This is a genomic window from Lentzea chajnantorensis, from assembly GCF_054300775.1.
In genome coordinates, this window is sequence record NZ_JBSDZT010000002.1 from 2,251,211 (window position 1) to 2,267,256 (window position 16,046).

The 16,046-nt window shown below is 71.1% G+C and carries 14 protein-coding genes and 1 tRNA gene; 9 read left to right on the plus strand and 6 right to left on the minus strand.

What is annotated here, in order from left to right; translation table 11 throughout:
- Positions 1-169 precede the first annotated feature (169 nt).
- Positions 170-322, plus strand: coding sequence for a hypothetical protein (locus ACVDFE_RS11915; RefSeq protein WP_458430464.1), 153 nt, complete (start codon positions 170-172; stop codon positions 320-322).
- On the opposite strand, the gene ACVDFE_RS11920 is transcribed toward ACVDFE_RS11915, so the two are convergent.
- Entirely contained in the window at positions 277-2,298 is a 2,022-nt protein-coding gene (locus ACVDFE_RS11920; RefSeq protein ID WP_458430465.1) for an ArnT family glycosyltransferase, read from the minus strand. The genes ACVDFE_RS11915 and ACVDFE_RS11920 overlap by 46 nt on opposite strands.
- Positions 2,295-3,539 (minus strand): glycosyltransferase, encoded by a 1,245-nt coding sequence (locus tag ACVDFE_RS11925; RefSeq protein ID WP_360395459.1) that lies wholly within the window; start codon positions 3,537-3,539, stop codon positions 2,295-2,297. Before ACVDFE_RS11925 ends, ACVDFE_RS11920 begins: the two co-directional genes overlap by 4 nt.
- Before the next feature lie 152 nt (positions 3,540-3,691).
- Between ACVDFE_RS11925 and ACVDFE_RS11930 the strand changes: the two genes are divergently transcribed.
- Complete coding sequence (locus ACVDFE_RS11930) at positions 3,692-4,357, plus strand: response regulator transcription factor (protein WP_360395461.1); 666 nt, start codon at positions 3,692-3,694, stop codon at positions 4,355-4,357.
- A 135-nt stretch (positions 4,358-4,492) separates the two neighbouring features.
- Positions 4,493-5,770, plus strand: a complete 1,278-nt coding sequence (locus ACVDFE_RS11935) for a sensor histidine kinase (RefSeq protein WP_458430466.1) — start codon at positions 4,493-4,495, stop codon at positions 5,768-5,770.
- Here ACVDFE_RS11935 and ACVDFE_RS11940 read toward each other — a convergent pair.
- Positions 5,716-7,071 carry an LLM class flavin-dependent oxidoreductase gene (locus ACVDFE_RS11940; protein WP_458430467.1) on the minus strand — a complete coding sequence of 452 codons (1,356 nt, stop codon included), beginning with the start codon at positions 7,069-7,071 and terminating at the stop codon, positions 5,716-5,718. The two genes, ACVDFE_RS11935 and ACVDFE_RS11940, sit on opposite strands and share 55 nt — an antisense overlap.
- A 64-nt stretch (positions 7,072-7,135) precedes the next feature.
- On the opposite strand from ACVDFE_RS11940, the gene ACVDFE_RS11945 reads away from it, so the two are divergent.
- From ACVDFE_RS11945 to ACVDFE_RS11960, 4 genes are all read left to right on the plus strand, one after another.
- The gene (locus ACVDFE_RS11945) at positions 7,136-7,618 is read left to right on the plus strand and encodes a MarR family winged helix-turn-helix transcriptional regulator (protein WP_458430468.1); all 483 of its coding nucleotides are present in this window, start codon (positions 7,136-7,138) and stop codon (positions 7,616-7,618) included.
- Complete coding sequence (locus ACVDFE_RS11950) at positions 7,615-7,809, plus strand: hypothetical protein (RefSeq protein WP_458430469.1); 195 nt, start codon at positions 7,615-7,617, stop codon at positions 7,807-7,809. Before ACVDFE_RS11945 ends, ACVDFE_RS11950 begins: the two co-directional genes overlap by 4 nt.
- A gap of 95 nt (positions 7,810-7,904) precedes the next feature.
- The gene (locus tag ACVDFE_RS11955; RefSeq protein ID WP_458430470.1) at positions 7,905-9,569 is read left to right on the plus strand and encodes an SWIM zinc finger family protein; all 1,665 of its coding nucleotides are present in this window, start codon (positions 7,905-7,907) and stop codon (positions 9,567-9,569) included.
- 109 nt (positions 9,570-9,678) lie between these two features.
- A complete protein-coding gene (locus tag ACVDFE_RS11960) occupies positions 9,679-12,570 on the plus strand; it encodes an NACHT domain-containing protein (RefSeq protein WP_458430471.1) in 2,892 nt (963 codons plus the stop codon).
- Positions 12,571-12,668: 98 nt separating this feature from the next.
- On the opposite strand, the gene ACVDFE_RS11965 is transcribed toward ACVDFE_RS11960, so the two are convergent.
- Positions 12,669-13,460, minus strand: a complete 792-nt coding sequence (locus tag ACVDFE_RS11965) for a hypothetical protein (RefSeq protein ID WP_458430472.1) — start codon at positions 13,458-13,460, stop codon at positions 12,669-12,671.
- 328 nt (positions 13,461-13,788) lie between these two features.
- Here ACVDFE_RS11965 and ACVDFE_RS11970 point away from each other — a divergent pair, with 328 nt between their 5' ends.
- On the plus strand, positions 13,789-14,202 hold the full coding sequence (locus tag ACVDFE_RS11970; protein WP_360395483.1) for a DUF6292 family protein: 414 nt from the start codon (positions 13,789-13,791) through the stop codon (positions 14,200-14,202).
- A gap of 277 nt (positions 14,203-14,479) precedes the next feature.
- Here ACVDFE_RS11970 and ACVDFE_RS11975 read toward each other — a convergent pair whose 3' ends face one another.
- Entirely contained in the window at positions 14,480-14,710 is a 231-nt protein-coding gene (locus tag ACVDFE_RS11975) for a hypothetical protein (RefSeq protein ID WP_360395485.1), read from the minus strand.
- A 160-nt stretch (positions 14,711-14,870) separates the two neighbouring features.
- Positions 14,871-14,945, minus strand: a tRNA-Arg gene (locus tag ACVDFE_RS11980).
- Positions 14,946-15,094: 149 nt separating this feature from the next.
- On the opposite strand from ACVDFE_RS11980, the gene ACVDFE_RS11985 reads away from it, so the two are divergent.
- Positions 15,095-16,003 (plus strand): cation diffusion facilitator family transporter, encoded by a 909-nt coding sequence (locus ACVDFE_RS11985; protein WP_360395487.1) that lies wholly within the window; start codon positions 15,095-15,097, stop codon positions 16,001-16,003.
- Positions 16,004-16,046: the final 43 nt, after the last annotated feature.

Here is a 16,046-nt window from a genome sequence, read left to right on the forward strand (position 1 = left end):
CGGCCGTGTCTCCCGTCCGGCAGGACGCACAGCCCACCACGCCGGTGCCCTCCGCGCACGGTGCGCGTGCAAATTTCGCCGGCCGTTCCACCGGAGTTGCCCCGAGCCGGGACGAACCGGGCAGGAATCGAGAAGCCGACGGCCCGCGCCGCCCCCTAGCGTCGCGGGCATGTGCTTCATGTTCGGTGCCAGCCAGGAGCAGATCCGGCACGCGCTCGGCCTCGCGGAGGCGGGCCCCGGCGAGGCCGAGCGGGACGAACCGGACGAAGGGACGGGCTACGCCTTGCACTCCAGCAACGTCTGCGCGGAGCTGCCGCCGTAGAGCGACGGATCGACGGCGGAGCAGTGCTGCGTGATCCACTCCTGGCGGCCGTTGTCCGTGCCGCCGGGACCGCGCATGCCCATGCCGCCCCCGTTGCCGAGCACGAACTTCAGCCTGCCCCCGCTCACCCAGGCCTGGAGCTGGTCGACCGACGGCGCGTCGTCCGAACCGGAGAACCCGCCCATGCCGATCACCACCTCGTCGGAGCCCATGATGAACGGCGCCGCCGCCTGCGCCGAGCCCGCGACGGCCAGGGTGATCGCGGCGCCACTGCTGTTCTCCTTGGCATAGGCCAGGATCTTGCGCTGTTCCTGGGTGAGCTCACGACTGCCGGGGCCGGGGCCGCGCATCTGCTGGCCGCGGTCAGCACGACCGTCAGGCGCCTGCCGGGTCCCGTTCGGCGGCATCTGGCCGGGAGCCTGCCCACCTGGCACCGGCCCGTCGCGGAAGAACTGCCCACCACCGTCAGCCGGTCCGGCCGCGGGCATCACCCCGTTGTCCGTCGCGGTCGCCGCCGTCGCGGTGGACCACACGGCCGGCACCAGCAGCACCGCCACCACCGCCGCGACCAGCCCGGTCCGGCGCAGCCCTGCCAGCAGCACGACGACCGCCACCGCGGCCACCCCGACGACCGCCCAACGCGCCCACCCGTGCCACGACGTGTCCCGCGAGACCACCACGAACGCCCAGGCCGCCGTGAGCACGACCGAGACCGGCAGCAGGAACCGCACGACGCTCCTGGCCCGCCAGAACATCACCAGCCCCGCGGCGCTGATCGCGGCGACGGCCGGTGCCAGCATCGTCGTGTAGTACGGGTGGAAGATGCCCTGCGCGAAGCTGAACACCGCCATCGTCACGAGCAGCCAGCTGCCCCACAGGAACCAGCCCGCGCGCTCGGCCGCGTCACCCGGCACCTCGCGCCGCCGCCGCAGCAGCACCCCGCCGACGGCGACCGCGACCAGCACGAGCAGGCTCAACGGCAGCAGCCACGAGATCTGCCCGCCGACCGCGTTGTCGAACATGCGGGTGACGCCCGCCTGACCGCCGAACATCGCGCCGCCACCGGGACCGGCGACCTCCATCCCCGCCGGCGGCGTCCCGATCATCCGCTCGCCGCCGCCACCGCGGTTGCCGGAGCCGCCGAACACCCGGCCCAGGCCGTTGTAGCCGATGATCAGGTCCCACGCGCCACCGTCGGTGGACCCGCCGATGTACGGCTTGGACCCCGGCCAGAACGCGTGCAGCGCCACCCACCAGAACGACGACACGACCAGCACCACCCCGGCGCCCAGGAGGTCGGCGACCCGCCGCTTCAGCGGTGAGCCCGTCGCCACCAGGTACGCCAGCGCGAAGCCCGGCACCACGATCCACGCCTGCAGCATCTTCGTGAGGAACCCGCAGCCGATGAAGAAAGCGCACCACAGCAACCACGTCGTCCGCACCCGGCTCTCGGGGGCCTGCACCGACCGCGTGAGCGCGTAGGCCGCCGCGACGAGCGTCAGCACCAGCAGCGTGTCCGGGTTGTTGTCGCGGTTGATCGCCACGGTGACCGGCGTCAGCGCGAAGATCAACGCCGCGAGCAGCGCCACGTGCTCGCCCGCCCACCGCCGGACCGTCCGGTGCAGCAGGAACACCGCCGCGACGCCCTCGACGACCTGCGGCAGCAGCACCGCCCAGCCGTGGAACCCGAAGAGCCACACGGAGACCGCCTGCGGCCACAGCGCCATCGGCGGTTTGTCGACGGTCACCACGCCGGCCGGGTCGAACGAGCCGAACAGGAAGTTCGTGAACGACGTCGACATCGACTTGGCTGCGGCCGCGTAGTAGGAGTTGCCCACCTGGCCCGCGCCGATCCGCCACGCGTACAGCGCACCGGCGGTCGCGCAGATCGCCGCGAGCGCCCAGGCAGGCCAGCGCGCCGGACGGGTGTCCGCGGGCGTGGCGGCGGGTGCGGCCACCTCGGCAGTGGCGGTCATGCTGGTTCCTTTCGGTCGTCCCGGCGGAACACCCAGCTCCGCAGCAGGAAGAAGCGTCCCGCCGTGCCGAGCGCCGACGAGCCGAGCAGCACCGCCAGCTCCAGCAGCCGGGACGGGTCGGGGGTGGCCGCGTGCAGCACGAGCAGCGCGGCCGACGTGAACGCGTAGTACAGGCCGAACACCACGAGGCCCTGCAGGTGCGTCCGGCCGCGGGCGGTGTTGCGGGCGGTGAACGTGAAGCGCCGGTTGGCCTCCGTGTTGACCAGGGTGGTGATCACGAGCGCCAGCAGGTTCGCCGTCAGCACCGGCCACCACGTGCGGAAGACGCCGTACAGCGCCAGGTTCGCGAGCGTGGAGACCACGCCGATCACCGCGAACGACAGCACCTGCCAGGACAGCCCGCCCTCGCTGCGGCTGAGCACCGCGTCGGGGTGGATCGCCCGCGGCTCCGGGCGCCGCGGCAGGTCCGGCACGCGCGCGGTGCCGTTGGCCTTGGCCCTCGCCACCCGGATGAGCCCCTTCACGTCGTCGAGCGCGGTGCCGAGCACGTCGACCCGGCTGTCCACGTCCTCGACCCAGTCCACCGGCACCTCGTGCACCCGCAAACCGTTGTGCTCGGCCAGGAGCAGCAGCTCGGTGTCGAAGAACCACGCGTCGTCGCCGGCCCGTTCGAGCAACGGCCGGACCACCTCCAGCCGTGCCGCCTTGAACCCGCACTGGGCGTCGCTGAACCGGGCGCCGTGCGTGAGCCGCACCAACGCGTTGTAGCCGCGCGACACGATCTCGCGCCGCGGCCCGCGCACGGTGCGCGAACCCGGTGCCAGCCGTGAGCCGATCGCGAGGTCGGAGTGGCCGTTGACCAGCGGCGCGACCAGCGGCAGCAGCCCGTCGAGACCGGTGGACAGGTCGACGTCCATGTAGACGACGACGGCCGCCTCACTCGCTCCCCACGCCTCCTTCAGCGCGCGTCCCCGGCCCTTGCGGTCGAGGTGGTGCACGCGCACCCGGTCGAACCGCGCGGCCAGGTCGTGCGCCGTGGCCAGGGTCGCGTCGGTGCTCGCGTTGTCGACGACCACGATCGACCAGTCGAACGGGAACTGCTCGCGCAGGAACCCGTGCAGCACCTCGACGCACCCCGGTAGCGCGCGTTCCTCGTTGTGGACGGGGATCATGATGTCCACGGTCGTCGTGGTCCTGTCGTCACGGCGCCGCACCGCGGCTGGCGCCCCGCTGACCGCCATCTGCTCTCCGTTCCACTGTGGACACGTTGCGTCGTTCCCGCTCCAGGGTTCTGGTGCGGTCGTGAGAACGTCCTTGGCTTCTGCTGAGAGGTTCGTGAGAGCCCGCGTGCTCACACAGCGGGCTCACAGGTCGCGGCCCTACCGTCACCGCCATGCGACTGCTGGTGGTGGACGACGACCCGGACGTGCGGGACAGCCTGCGGCGCAGCCTGGAGTTCGAGGGCTACGACGTCACCACGGCCGCGGACGGGGCGGAGGCGCTGCGCCGGCTGAGCGGGATCGACCTGGCGATCCTCGACCTGATGATGCCGAACGTCGACGGCTCGGAGGCGTGCCGCCGGTTGCGCGCGGCCGGCGAGCGGCTGCCGGTGCTGATGCTGACCGCACGTGACGCGTTGGGGGACAAGGTGACCGGGTTGGACGCCGGTGCCGACGACTACCTCGTCAAGCCGTTCGCGCTGGAGGAGCTGCTGGCCCGCGTGCGCGCGTTGCTCAAGCAGAACCGCCACCGCGCGGAGCCGTCGCTGCTGCAGTTCGCCGACCTGCGGATGGACCCGGTCGAACGCGCGGTCTGCCGCGGCGGCACCCGGCTCGACCTGACGCCGACCGAGTTCGACCTGCTCGCGGTGTTCCTCGCCGATCCGGGGCGGCTGCTCACCAAGCAGCACCTCAAGCACGCGGTGTGGGGCCACGACCAGGGCACCAACAACCTCGACGTGTACATCGGCTACCTGCGCCGCAAGACGGAGGCCGGTGGCCGGTCGCGGCTGCTGCACACCGTGCGCGGCCTGGGTTTCATCCTGCGTGAGTCGCTGTGAGGGGCCCGGTGCTGCTGCGGAGCAAGCTCGCGGTCATCACCGCGTGCGTGGTCGCGGTCGCGATAGCGGGCATCAGCGTCGTCACGTGGGTGGTCACCGAGCACAACCTGCGCTCCGAGCTTCGACAAGTCGCTGGTGGCGAGCCTGCCGCCACCGGTGCGGCTCCCGCAGCGGCCGGGCGAGGTCCGGTTCTTCAAGCTGCGCTGCGACGAGGGCGTACCGGGCGAGGGGTTGCAGCAGGTGCTCCAGGGCATCCAGGAAGCCCGCCCGGACGGCACGAGCTGCGCACCGCCCGGCGTCGACCCGGTCGTCACGACCGCCGCCGACCTCCAGGCGCTGTCCACGACGTTCCGCGACGGCGTGACCCGGTCCGGCACGGCGGCGCGGGTGCTGCTGCAACCGCTGGACAACGGCACCGTCCTGGTGCTCAGCCGGAGCCTCGCCGAGATCGACAGCACCCTCACCACGCTGGCCGGTGTGCTCGCGAGCGTCGCCGTGCTCGGCGCGTTGCTGGTCGCCGCCGGCGGTTTGTGGCTCACGAGGCGCGCGCTCGCACCGATGGAACGCCTCACGGAAACGGCCGAGCACATAGCCCGCACCGAGGACCTGACCACGCCGGTCACCGTCTCCGGCCAGGACGAGGTGGGCCGCCTGGGCCGGGCGTTCACCGCGATGACCACGGCGCTCGCCGAGTCCCGCCGCCGCCAGCGCGACCTGGTCAACGACGCCGCGCACGAGCTGCGCACGCCGTTGACGAGCCTGCGCACCAACATCGACCTGCTGGTCCGCGCCGAGCGCACCGGCCGCGAGCTGCCCGGCCGCGCTGAGGTGCTGGACCGGGTGCAGGCGCAGAGCCGCGAGTTCGGCGACCTGGTCAACGAGCTGGTGGTGCTCGCCCGCGACGAACGCGAGCTGGCGCGCGAACCGGTCGAGGTCTCCGGCGTCGTCGACCGGGCGGTCCGGCGCGCCCGCAGCCGGGCCCACGAGCACGTCTTCGACGTCGAACGCGCGGAGTGGTCGGTGCTCGGTGACGCGGCCGCGTTGGAGCGCAGCGTGCTGAACCTGCTGGACAACGCGGTGAAGTTCGCACCGGCCGGGTCCATGATCACCGTGCGGTCGCGGCCGGGCTGGCTCACGGTCACCGACGAGGGCCCCGGCCTGCCCGTGGAGCACCGGTCCGCCGCGTTCGAACGGTTCTGGCGCGCGCCCGACGCCCGGCGCCTGCCCGGTTCCGGCCTGGGACTCGCGATCGTGGCGGACATCGTCGCCGTGCACGGCGGATCGGTCCGGTTCGTGCCCAACGGCCGTGGCGCCTCGGTCCGCGTCGAGCTGCCGCCACAGCGGCACCAGGTTCGCCGTCAGTGGCGCAACGGTATGCGCGCCATGGGTTCGACGAGCTCGCGTTCCTCGTAGGACAGGTGGGACAGCAGCGTGTCCGTCAGCACGTCGACCGCTGCTTGCAGCTCCACGATCTTGTGCGGATCGGCGACCGTCGCGACCAATGCGGCGTCCACGCGTTCAAGCACGTCGTGGATGACACGGTGTTCTTCGCTCAGGCGGTCGAGCACGGGCCCAAGACGTTCATCGCCTCTGCGCAGCTGCGGGTAGAGCGCCCGGCCGACGTCGAGCGTGCCGCTCGCGACCTGCTGCACCAGTGAGCGGACCTTCGCCAGCTCCTCGCGCAGGTGGTCGTGCACGTCGATCAACTGCCGGCCCATGGCCTTGCCGGCCGCGGTGTAGACGGAGTCGTCCTGCGGCGCGGGGCTGGTCGGACGTGCGCCCTCGTCCCACAGCCGCTCCCGCGAGAGCCGCGTGCCGTCGTCCGGCGTCGGGGTGACGCCGAGGCTGTCGGCCACCTGCGGGGCCGGCCTGCGTTCGCCCGCGACCAGCTCCCGCACCGCGGGCGCGACCTCCTCGGCGAACCGGCGCAGCTCCTCGTCGCCGTCGGCCTCGACCATGAGGACGAAGCCGCTGATGCCGTGCTCCAGCGCCAGGCCGGCGAGCTGCTCGGCGGTGAGGTCGCCCGTGATGTTGTAGAGCCGGCGGATCGCGGCGGGGGAGCGGCCGGCGGCGACGGCGGCGTCGTCGATGACCCGGTTCATCGCGCCGAGCCGCTCGGGCGGTGCGTACGGGCTCGACGGCAGCCACCCGTCGGCCAGGCGCCCGGTCAGCTGCAGCATCCGCTTCTTGTAGGCGCCCACCCAGATGCCGATGTCGTGCGCGGGGAACGGACCCGGCCGCGCACCGTTCAGCGAGTAGTGCTTGCCGTGCAGGTGAACCCCGCGTCCCGGCGTCCACAGCGCCCTGATCACCCCGATGGCCTCTTCGAGCGCCTCGACCGACTGCGGCGGCGTGCGGTGCGGCCCGTCCATGGCGGCGATGGCGTCCCAGAACGCCCCCGCGCCAAGCCCGAGCTCCACGCGCCCACCGGTGATGAGGTCGAGACTCGCGGCCGCACGCGCAAGGACGGCCGGTGGCCTGAGCGGGAGATTCGCGACGTTGGGGAACACGCGCACGTTGCTGGTCGCCGCGGCGATGACCGACAACGACGTCCACGTGTCGAGGTGCGTCGCGTTGTACGGGTGGTCCTGAAGGCTGACCAGGTCGAGTCCGAGCACGTCAGCGGCCTGGGCGAGGCGCAGCGTGTCCGAGAACCGCTCGGCGGTGGGCGGCAGGAAGACACCGAACTCAAGCGGGTGGCCATACTCTGTCATGCCGAAAGTATGCCATACAGATGTTCTGCTGAGCAGACGTTCTGTTCGGGCTAGCATTGGTCGGGTGACCGCTCTCGACGAAGACTTCGGCTGGACCCTCGGCGTGGTCTTCCGCGCCTACGTCAAGGCCACCGGCGCCGCGGTCGGCGACCTGCCCGGCGGCCACCGCGGCTACCAGGTCCTCACCGCCGCGACCCGCGACCGGCCGGAGAGCCAGTCCGCGCTGTGCCAGCAGCTGGGCATCGACCGCACGGTCATGACGTACCTCCTCGACGACCTCGAACGCGCCGCGCTGGTCACCCGCAAACCGGCTCCGACCGATCGCCGCACGCGCCTGGTGGTGGCGACGGACGCCGGCCGCGCACGCCTGGAGGACCTCGACCGGCGGCTGCGGCACGCCGAGGCACACGTGCTGTCGGCGTTGCCGGAAGAGGAGAGGGAGACGTTCAAGCGGCTGCTGTGCCGGTTGGCCGGGCACGTGAACTCGCTCGACCCCGTGCCGAGCGCGTGCCAGGTCGTGCAGGACATCGCGGCGAGCACGCCGTGAGCCCCGACCTCGCGAAGGTGGTGTACGTCGGCATCGCACTGCTGGTGGCGGTGGCCGGCGGGCTGGCCGCGGTGGCGGTGCGGAGGCGGGACGGGCACAGCGGGTTCTGGCTGTGGACGACCGGCGCGTGGGTGTTCGTGATCGTCGGGTTCATCGGTGTGCTGGCCTTCATGAGCGCGGGTCTGCTCTGATCCGTCGACGACGAGGACCGCACCTGTCAGCGAGGGCACTGCGGCTGTGGCGGGAGGTCCGCTGCTCGCGAGGCTTGGCACCATGATCGGCCGTGATGGTGAGTCAGAGCACGGTGCGGGAGCTGGCCGGCGCGAAGTCGTTCGAGCGAGGTCAGCGGTACTTCGCGGCGGGTCAGGTCCGGCGGGTCGCGGTGAGCGGCTCGACCGTGAACGCCACGGTGGACGGCACTCGCTCCTACCGCGTGCGGCTGGACCTGACGCGCACGGGCCTGCGCGGAAGCTGCTCGTGCCCGTACGGAGCTGACGGGATGTTCTGCAAGCACTGCGTCGCCGCCTCGCTGGCCTGGCTGGAACAAGGCGGCGAAGTGGGGGAGCCGCGCTCGGCACCGTTGACCGAGAAGCGCCTGCGGGCGTTCCTGCGCGGTTGTGACCAGGAGTGGCTGGTCGAGCAGCTGATGACGGCCGCGAAGTCGGACCGGCTGCTGCGTGCCCGGCTCGCCGCCGCGGCCGGGCACGCGGACGCGTTCGACGACCAGGACATCAGAAATCGCCTGGAACGTGCCATCGACATCCCGGACTACGTCGAGTACGCCGAGGCGTACGGCTACTTCCTGCACGTCGGTGAGGCCCTGGACGAGGTCGAGCGCTTGATCGGCGCCGGTTTCGCCGATGCCGCGATCACCCTCGCCGAGTACGCGCTGGAGCTGCTGGAGTCCTCGGGAGAGCACGTGGACGACTCCGACGGCGGGTTGTCGGAGGCGATCGCCCGCGCGGAGGAGATCCACCTGGCGGCGTGCGAGGCGGGTTCACCGGACCCGGTGGAGCTGGCCGAGCGGCTGTTCACGCGTGCGGTCGACAGCGAGTACGAGGTGTTCTTCGGCGCGCTCCCCGAGTACGAGGAGGTGCTGGGCGCAGCGGGGACGGCCCGGTACCGGGAACTGGTCGAGAAGGCGTGGCAGGAGCTGCCGCCGAAGAGACCGGGCGACCACAACGCCCGCCGCTTCGTCATCACCCACCTCATGGAGGACCTGGCGGAGTCGTCAGGAGGCGCGGACCGGCTGGTCGAGGTGCTGGCGAGGGACGTGACCAGCGCCTACGACGTGCTCCGCGTCGCAGAGCGGCTGTGCGCGGACGGCCGCGACGACGAAGCGCTGACCTGGCTGGAACGCGGCCTGGCCGACTTCGAGCCCGATCGTCGCCTGCGCGCCCTGGCCGCCGAGATCCACGTGCGCGCGGGCAGGCGCGACCAGGCGGGCGAGGTGCTGTGGGCCGAGTTCACCGAGCGCCCGGCCCAGGAGTCCTACCTCGCACTCCGGCACGCCACCGCCGAGGGCTTCGCACCCTGGCGGGGACGCGCACTCGCCTTCCTCGCCGAGACACCGCCCGCCACCACCCCCTGGTCGCCGGGCCGTTCGACGCTGGTGGAGATCCTGCTGGCGGACGGCGAGATCGACGCCGCCTGGCAGGCCGCCGTCGACGGCGGCTGCTCGGACGGCCTGTGGCTCCGCCTCGCGCGGGCCCGTGCCGCCGACCACCCGGCCGACGCGGCCCCCGTCCTGCTGCGGGCCGCAGACCAGGCGATCGAGCTCCGCAACCGCGACTCCTACCGTGCAGCGGCTCGCCTGTTGGCCGAGGCTCAGGCCCTGTTCGACCGTTGCGACCGCGACGGTGACTTCCGCGACCACATGGCCGCGCTGCGGCACGCACACCGCACGAAGTGGGCCCTGCGCCAGGAACTCGACTGGGCGCGCCTGCCCTGATCCGACGAGATCGAGGTGGTCACCCGCCGCGAGGGGCAGCAGGAGTTGATCGACACCGGTCTGGTCGTTCGCCAGCCGACCGGCGGCCATCGCGCACTAGAGTTGTTGCATGGCGCGGGATGCGGTGTCGTACAGGGGTGCGCTGAAGATCCTCGGCAAGGACGATCCACCGTGGCTGAAGGTGCTCGACATCGTGACCGGCGGCGTCGTGCTCGGGTCCGGGGTCCTGTCGCTGGACGGGCTGTTCGCGATGGTCGACCAGAAGAACGAGACCGTGCGGATCGTGCGGGAGGGCATCGGGCGGCTGACCAACCGGATCTCCGAGGCGTCCGGTTACCGGCGGCACGAGCTGGTGATCGCCGCGCACACCACGATCGTCCTCACCGCCTTCTTCGACGCGGCCCGTTCCACCTACGGGACCTTCTTCGCCCGAGCCCGTGTGACCGAGGAGGAGAAGCTCGCCGTCGCCGACTCCTCGAACAACCGGGGGCTCCTCGCCACCCTGTTCACGGCCCCCCTCCCCACCCCGTCGTCGTCGGTGACGGCGGGACAGGTCGAGGAGGAGGTCGAGCGGTGGGCACAGACCGTGAGTGACCAGCTGTACGAGTTCCTGGCCGGTCTCTCGCACACGGCCGGGATCCGGCGTGCGGATCTGAGCACCGCCACGGTCGGCAACTACCGGTCGTACTACCTCCAGCTGCAGACCGACGTCCCGGAGTTCGCCGTCTGGGCGGGTCAAATCGCCCACGCGGCCACGCACACCTCGCTGAGCAGGCTGGAACGCCTGCTCAAGGTCGGGCCGGGTGCTGTGGGACGGCCCAGCACCGAGATGATCGCCGAGCTGAACCGGGCCGAGCTCGGCCGCCCCGTCCTGGACACCAGCACCGACTACGGCTTCCCGCTCACCATGCCGACGGTCGACCAGATCTTCGTGAGCCCCCACTACGTCCCCCGCGGTGCCGCGGACGAACCGCCCTCGCGTGACCTCGAGTTCATGCTGGCCCGCCACTTCACCACGGCCGACGCCACCACCCGTCCGCTGGTCGTCCTCGGACAGCCGGGCGCCGGCAAGTCGTTGCTGTCGCGGGTGCTCGCCGCTCGCCTGTCCGGCTCCGGCTACACCGTCGTCCTGGTGCGGCTGCGGGACGTGCGCGCGAACGCGGCCATCGCCGACCAGATCGACCAGTCGCTGCGGGCCGCCACCCACCGCCGGGTCGGCTGGCCCACCCTGACCGAGGATGCCGCGGACACCATCCGCGTCGTCATCCTCGACGGTCTCGACGAGTTGCTCAGGGCCAGCCCCACCGATCGGCTCGACTACCTGCACCAGGTCGCCGAGTTCCAGCGCGTCGAGGCCGTCCTGGGGCGTCCGGTGGCGGTGGTGGTCACCTCGCGCACGGTCGTCGCCGATCGGGTGGAGATCCCGGAGGGCTCCCCCGTGGTCACCATCGCCGACTTCACCGATGCCCAGGTCCGGGTGTGGCTGAGCAGGTGGAACAGGGTCAACGCCGGAGGCCGGCCGTTGCCCTTCGAGGTCGTGACCGCGCAGCCGGAGATCTCCCGGCAGCCCCTGCTGCTGTTGCTGCTCGCGCTGTACTACGCCAACCCCAGCGTCGACCACGACGCCGAGCTGTCCACAACGGAGCTGTACGAGCGCCTGCTCACGATCTACGCGGATCGCGAGGTCGGCAAGCACGGCCCGCCGCCCACCGCCGCTGCCAGGGCCGACGACGTCGAGGCGGTGCTGCGCCGGCTGTCCATCGCGGCGCTCGGCATGGTCAACCGGGGCCGCCAGAGCCTCAGCGAGGCCGAGCTGACCGCGGACCTGGCCGCGCTGGACGAGCAGACCGGCACCGGCAGGCACGTCTTCGGCGAGTTCTTCTTCATCCACACCAGCACAGCGCGCGAGGCGACGACCGTCCACGCCTACGAGTTCCTGCACCTCACCTTCGCCGAGCACCTGGCAGCCCGGCACATCCACGCCACCCTCCTCGACCTGGCCACCGCCACCTTCGCGGTCCGCAACCACGTGCCCGACGACGACCTCCTGCACGCCCTCCTCTCGCACCAGCCGCTGTCCTCCCAGGCACCGATCCTGTTCTTCCTCGACGACATGCTCAAGGAGTGCCCCGAGTCCGTCCGGGACACCCTGCGCCTGCTGATCCGCGACCACGCGTACCGCCCGCCCTCGCGCCGCTACACCACCTATGTGACCGAGCGGCGCAACATGGTGCGCACCGCCGCCATCTACTCGGCCAACCTCCTGGCGATCTACGTCAGGACGTTCGGCCCGTTCTCGGTGGCGGACATCTGGCCGGAGCAGGAGCACGGCTGGAACGACACGGTCGCGTTGTGGCGAGCGGGGCTGACCTTCGACGAACTCCCCGACCTCCTCGTCGAGTTCGCCCGAGCCCACTCCACGATCAGCACGTCGGGCTCCGGTGTCTTCGACTCCGAGTTCGTGCTGAGCTCCTACGTCCACCTCCTCATGGGGGACAGGAACACGGCGGTCGAGGCCGTGCTCGGCCGCGCCATCCTGCGGGGTCAGGGGGTGGAGTGGTGGATCGGCTTCGGGAAGAACGACTTCTTCGAGTTCATCCCACCCCTGCTCGCCGCGACCCCGGTCACCACCTGGGACGACGTGAGGCGGCTGCTCTCCCCGGAACTCATCGGTGACCCGTCGTTCCGAGACACCGCGTGGATATGGGACCTCTTGTGCACGAAGAGCGGACAGTGGCCGGCCAAGACCACGGCAGCGCTGGCCGCCATCGCGTTCCGCAACAAGGCGGAACCGCAGCCGGCTCGGATCGCCGCAGCCGCCTTCCGGCACAGGGAGGTCTACGACAGGGTGCGGGACACCAGGAACTGGCCGGACACCGCGCTTCGGGTGCTCCAGCTCGCCAAGGCCCGCCACGAGGGCGCCGAGGAGGTGCAGCCCACGATCGAGCTGGTCCACGCCCTGCTGGACGACCACCCGCGGCATCCTGGCCAGAGGCTGTGAACGAGCGGTTCCGCCCCCTGCTCTTCCCGCGCGCTGCGAGGTGCCCGGCAGGGATGCGCGACCGGCTCCGCACCCGGGCCCGTCCCGGTCGTGCGGCGCTACGCCGGGTTCTCCGCGACGGCGAGGTAGTCCGTGTAGATCTGCGGCGAGCCCGAGAACGAGGCCAGCTGCTTCCACTCCTCGTACATCTGCTTGGTGTCGCGGTGGGCGGCCGCGAACTCCGCGGCCTCACCGGTGGCGATGTCGGGCTCGGGGTAGAAGACGTCCAGCGCGTCCAGGCTCGCGATCTCCATCATCATCACGTACTGGTCGAGGCGGTTGCCCCGCTCGCCCTTGAGCACGTGGAACCGCCAGTCCGGGTAGTCGTCGATCCGGTGGTGGTTCTCGGCGATGAAGCGGTCGAACACCTCCTCGGTCACGCCGGCGCGCAAGGCCAGGTTGTGAATCCCGATGACCCTGGCGACGGGCTCCTCGCCGGGGCGGTCGCGGTAGCGGGGGCCGGGCGTGACGGTGCTCCGCGGGTTGTCGGCCAGCAGCCGGTAGTCGGTGAACAACGTCGGCAGCTCGCCGTACGTGCCCAGCCGCCGCCACCGCGCCAGCACGGCCTCCGCCTCGGGGTGCCGCGCCCAGAACTGCCGCGCCTGCTCGGTCTGCTCACCCCTGGCCGTGACGTAGCGGTCGCGCTGCTCGGCGCTCTCGATCTCGTACAACATCAGGTACTGCCCGGTCCGCTCCCCGCGCAACCCGCGCAGCAGCGTCCACCGCCACCCCGGGTACAGGGGCAGGTGAACGCCCTCAGCACGCACGAAGGCCTCGAACTCCTCCGGCGTGACACCGGCCTCCGTGTCGATGGCGATGTACTGGAACGTGAACACCGACGAGCGTGTCATTGCGTCCAATCCTCGGGCCGGCAAGGGGAACGCGCGTCCGACGAGCACGACTCCCCGCACCACATCCTGCCAGTTCCCAGGCGACGGGAGGCGGTGCTGAGCCGCGGAGATGTGCTTGAGGCCAGCATCATCACGGCGGCAGCCACTGCCGTCCACGGTTCGGGCGTCAGCATGGTGCACCGGTCCGGGCAGCGCCTGCTCGGTTTTGCCTCGGCTACAGTGTGGGTGCAGGGTCGTTGATCGGCCTGTCCACTCGCTTCGTCACCTCCGCGGTCTGCATGCGCTCGGTCGCGGCTCCGCAGCGATCTGAGGAAGAAGACGGGTCAGCATGGTGGTCACCACGTCAGAGGGTACGCATTTGCTGTCCGGAGCCCTTGAGCGTTACGTGTTCAAGGTCGCCGAGGTGCTCTCCGTGCCGCGCGACGGTGTCAGCTTCGAGGTCACCGACACCGCCACGGCCTACATCGCGCTGGGCTGCCGTGCGGTGGCACATCCGAACCGCGATGTCATGCTCGTCTGGAGTGCGACGCAGGGATGGGCGGTGTCGATCGAGACCGGTCCCACGGAGCCGTTGATCGTGCTCGCCCGGCTTGCCGGCGACGTCGTGCAGGCTCCCGAGGCGGTGGCCGGGCTGGTGGCCGAGTCCATGACGCGGCCCGGTGGCGGTCGGTTGCCGGTGCCGGCAGCCCGGCCGCTGGGCTGGTCGGACCTCGCCGAGTGCATGGCGCGCTACGCGCCCTGACGCTGCACGACTGCGATCCGGAGTTCGCGCCGAATGGTGGGTCACGGTTTTGGGAACAAACCACTGTTTTCAGTCGATCACACCGGATCGCCGTCGCCGATCCGCTTCACGACGACGTGGTGGGTGAATCCACTGTGGACTTCGTGGAGGCCGGTGCGCTGAACCCGCGCCATCGCCACACCCGCGTCGTGCCGCCCGCCGATCTGTCCGCACTGCACTGGAGCGTGCTGGGCGACGATCGCGGTGACACTCCACCAGGACGACGTCGTCGGTGTGCTCAGCGGTTCGAGGACGGGAAGCGGCCGTCCGGGCTGCCGAGCCCGACCAGGTCCGTGTACTGGTCCTGCCACGACCGTTCGGTCGCCAGCAAATCGGCGAGCCGCTGCACCCAGTTGTCGTCCACGGTCCGAGGGGCACCCGTCGCCAGGTGGCCGGCCGTCTCCTTGCGTGCCTTGAGCCATTCGGACAACGTGGGTTCCAGCGCGGGGCCGCCTTGTTCTTCCGGCATGGCTCACGACACTGCGCGTGATGCGTGCCCGTGTCCGGGTTCGTTCGGCCGGTCCTCGCTCGCTGCGCCATCGCTCGACGATGCTCAGCAGGGCCGTGACCAGCGCGAACAAAAATGGGAACAAGATCGCCAGCTATGGCTGACCTTGTTCCCGTCTTCGTGGTGCCCCCGGCAGGATTCGAACCTGCGCACCCGCCTCCGGAGGGCGGTGCTCTATCCCCTGAGCTACGGGGGCGCTACCAACACGGAAGATCCTAGCGCACGCCCGCACCACCCCCGCACACCCACCCCCATGAACTCCCGTCGGGTGGTGTCCGTCACGTCCGTCCCAGGTCAGGAATACGCCGGATTGCACTCATGCGCATGTCGCTATATGTTCCGAACATGGGTCACGGGCATGGGCACGGATCGGCGTCCGCGAGTGGGCGGCACGCCGGCAGGCTGTGGGTCGCGTTCGGGATCGGCGCGGTCTTCATGGTGGTGGAGTTCGTCGTGGGGTTCGCGACGTCCTCGCTGGCGCTCATCTCCGATGCCGCCCACATGCTCACCGACGTGCTCGGGGTCGGGATGGCGCTCGCGGCGATCATGGTGGCGCGCAGGGCCAAGGCGGGGAAGAACCGCACGTTCGGGTTCTACCGGGCCGAGGTGCTCGCGGCGCTGGCCAACGCGGTGCTGCTGTTCGGCGTGGCCGGGTACGTGATCTACGAGGCCGTGGGGCGGTTCCAGGACCCGCCGGCGGTGGCGGGGTGGCCGGTGCTCATCGCGGCGAGCCTCGGTCTTGCGGCCAACCTCGTGTCCTTCAGCGTGCTCAGGGAGGGCGCGAAGGAGAGCATCAACGTCCGGGGCGCCTACCTGGAGGTGCTGGCGGACCTCATCGGGTCGGTCGGTGTGCTGGTCAGCGCGCTGGTCACCATCACGACCGGGTGGAGGTACGCCGACCCGATCATGGGTGTGCTGATCGGCGTGTGGGTGCTGCCGCGGACGTACTCGCTGGCCAAGAACGCGCTGCACATCCTGTTCCAGCACGCGCCGGAGCGGTTGGACGTCACCGAGGTGCAGGCGGCGCTGGCCCAGTTGCCCGGGGTGGTCGAGGCGCACGACCTGCACGTGTGGACGCTCACCAGCGGCATGGAGGTGGCCTCGGCGCACCTCACGACGGCCGAGGACGCGGATCACGAGGACGTCCTCAAGGCCGCGCAGGTGCTCCTCAAGACCGAGTACCACATCGAGCACGCCACGCTGCAGGTCGAGGGCGGCTCGTCAGCGCAGCGGTGCCGCGAGCTTTCCTGGTGAGCTGACCGGCAGGGAGCGCACGAAGTCCTTCGTCGATGCGATG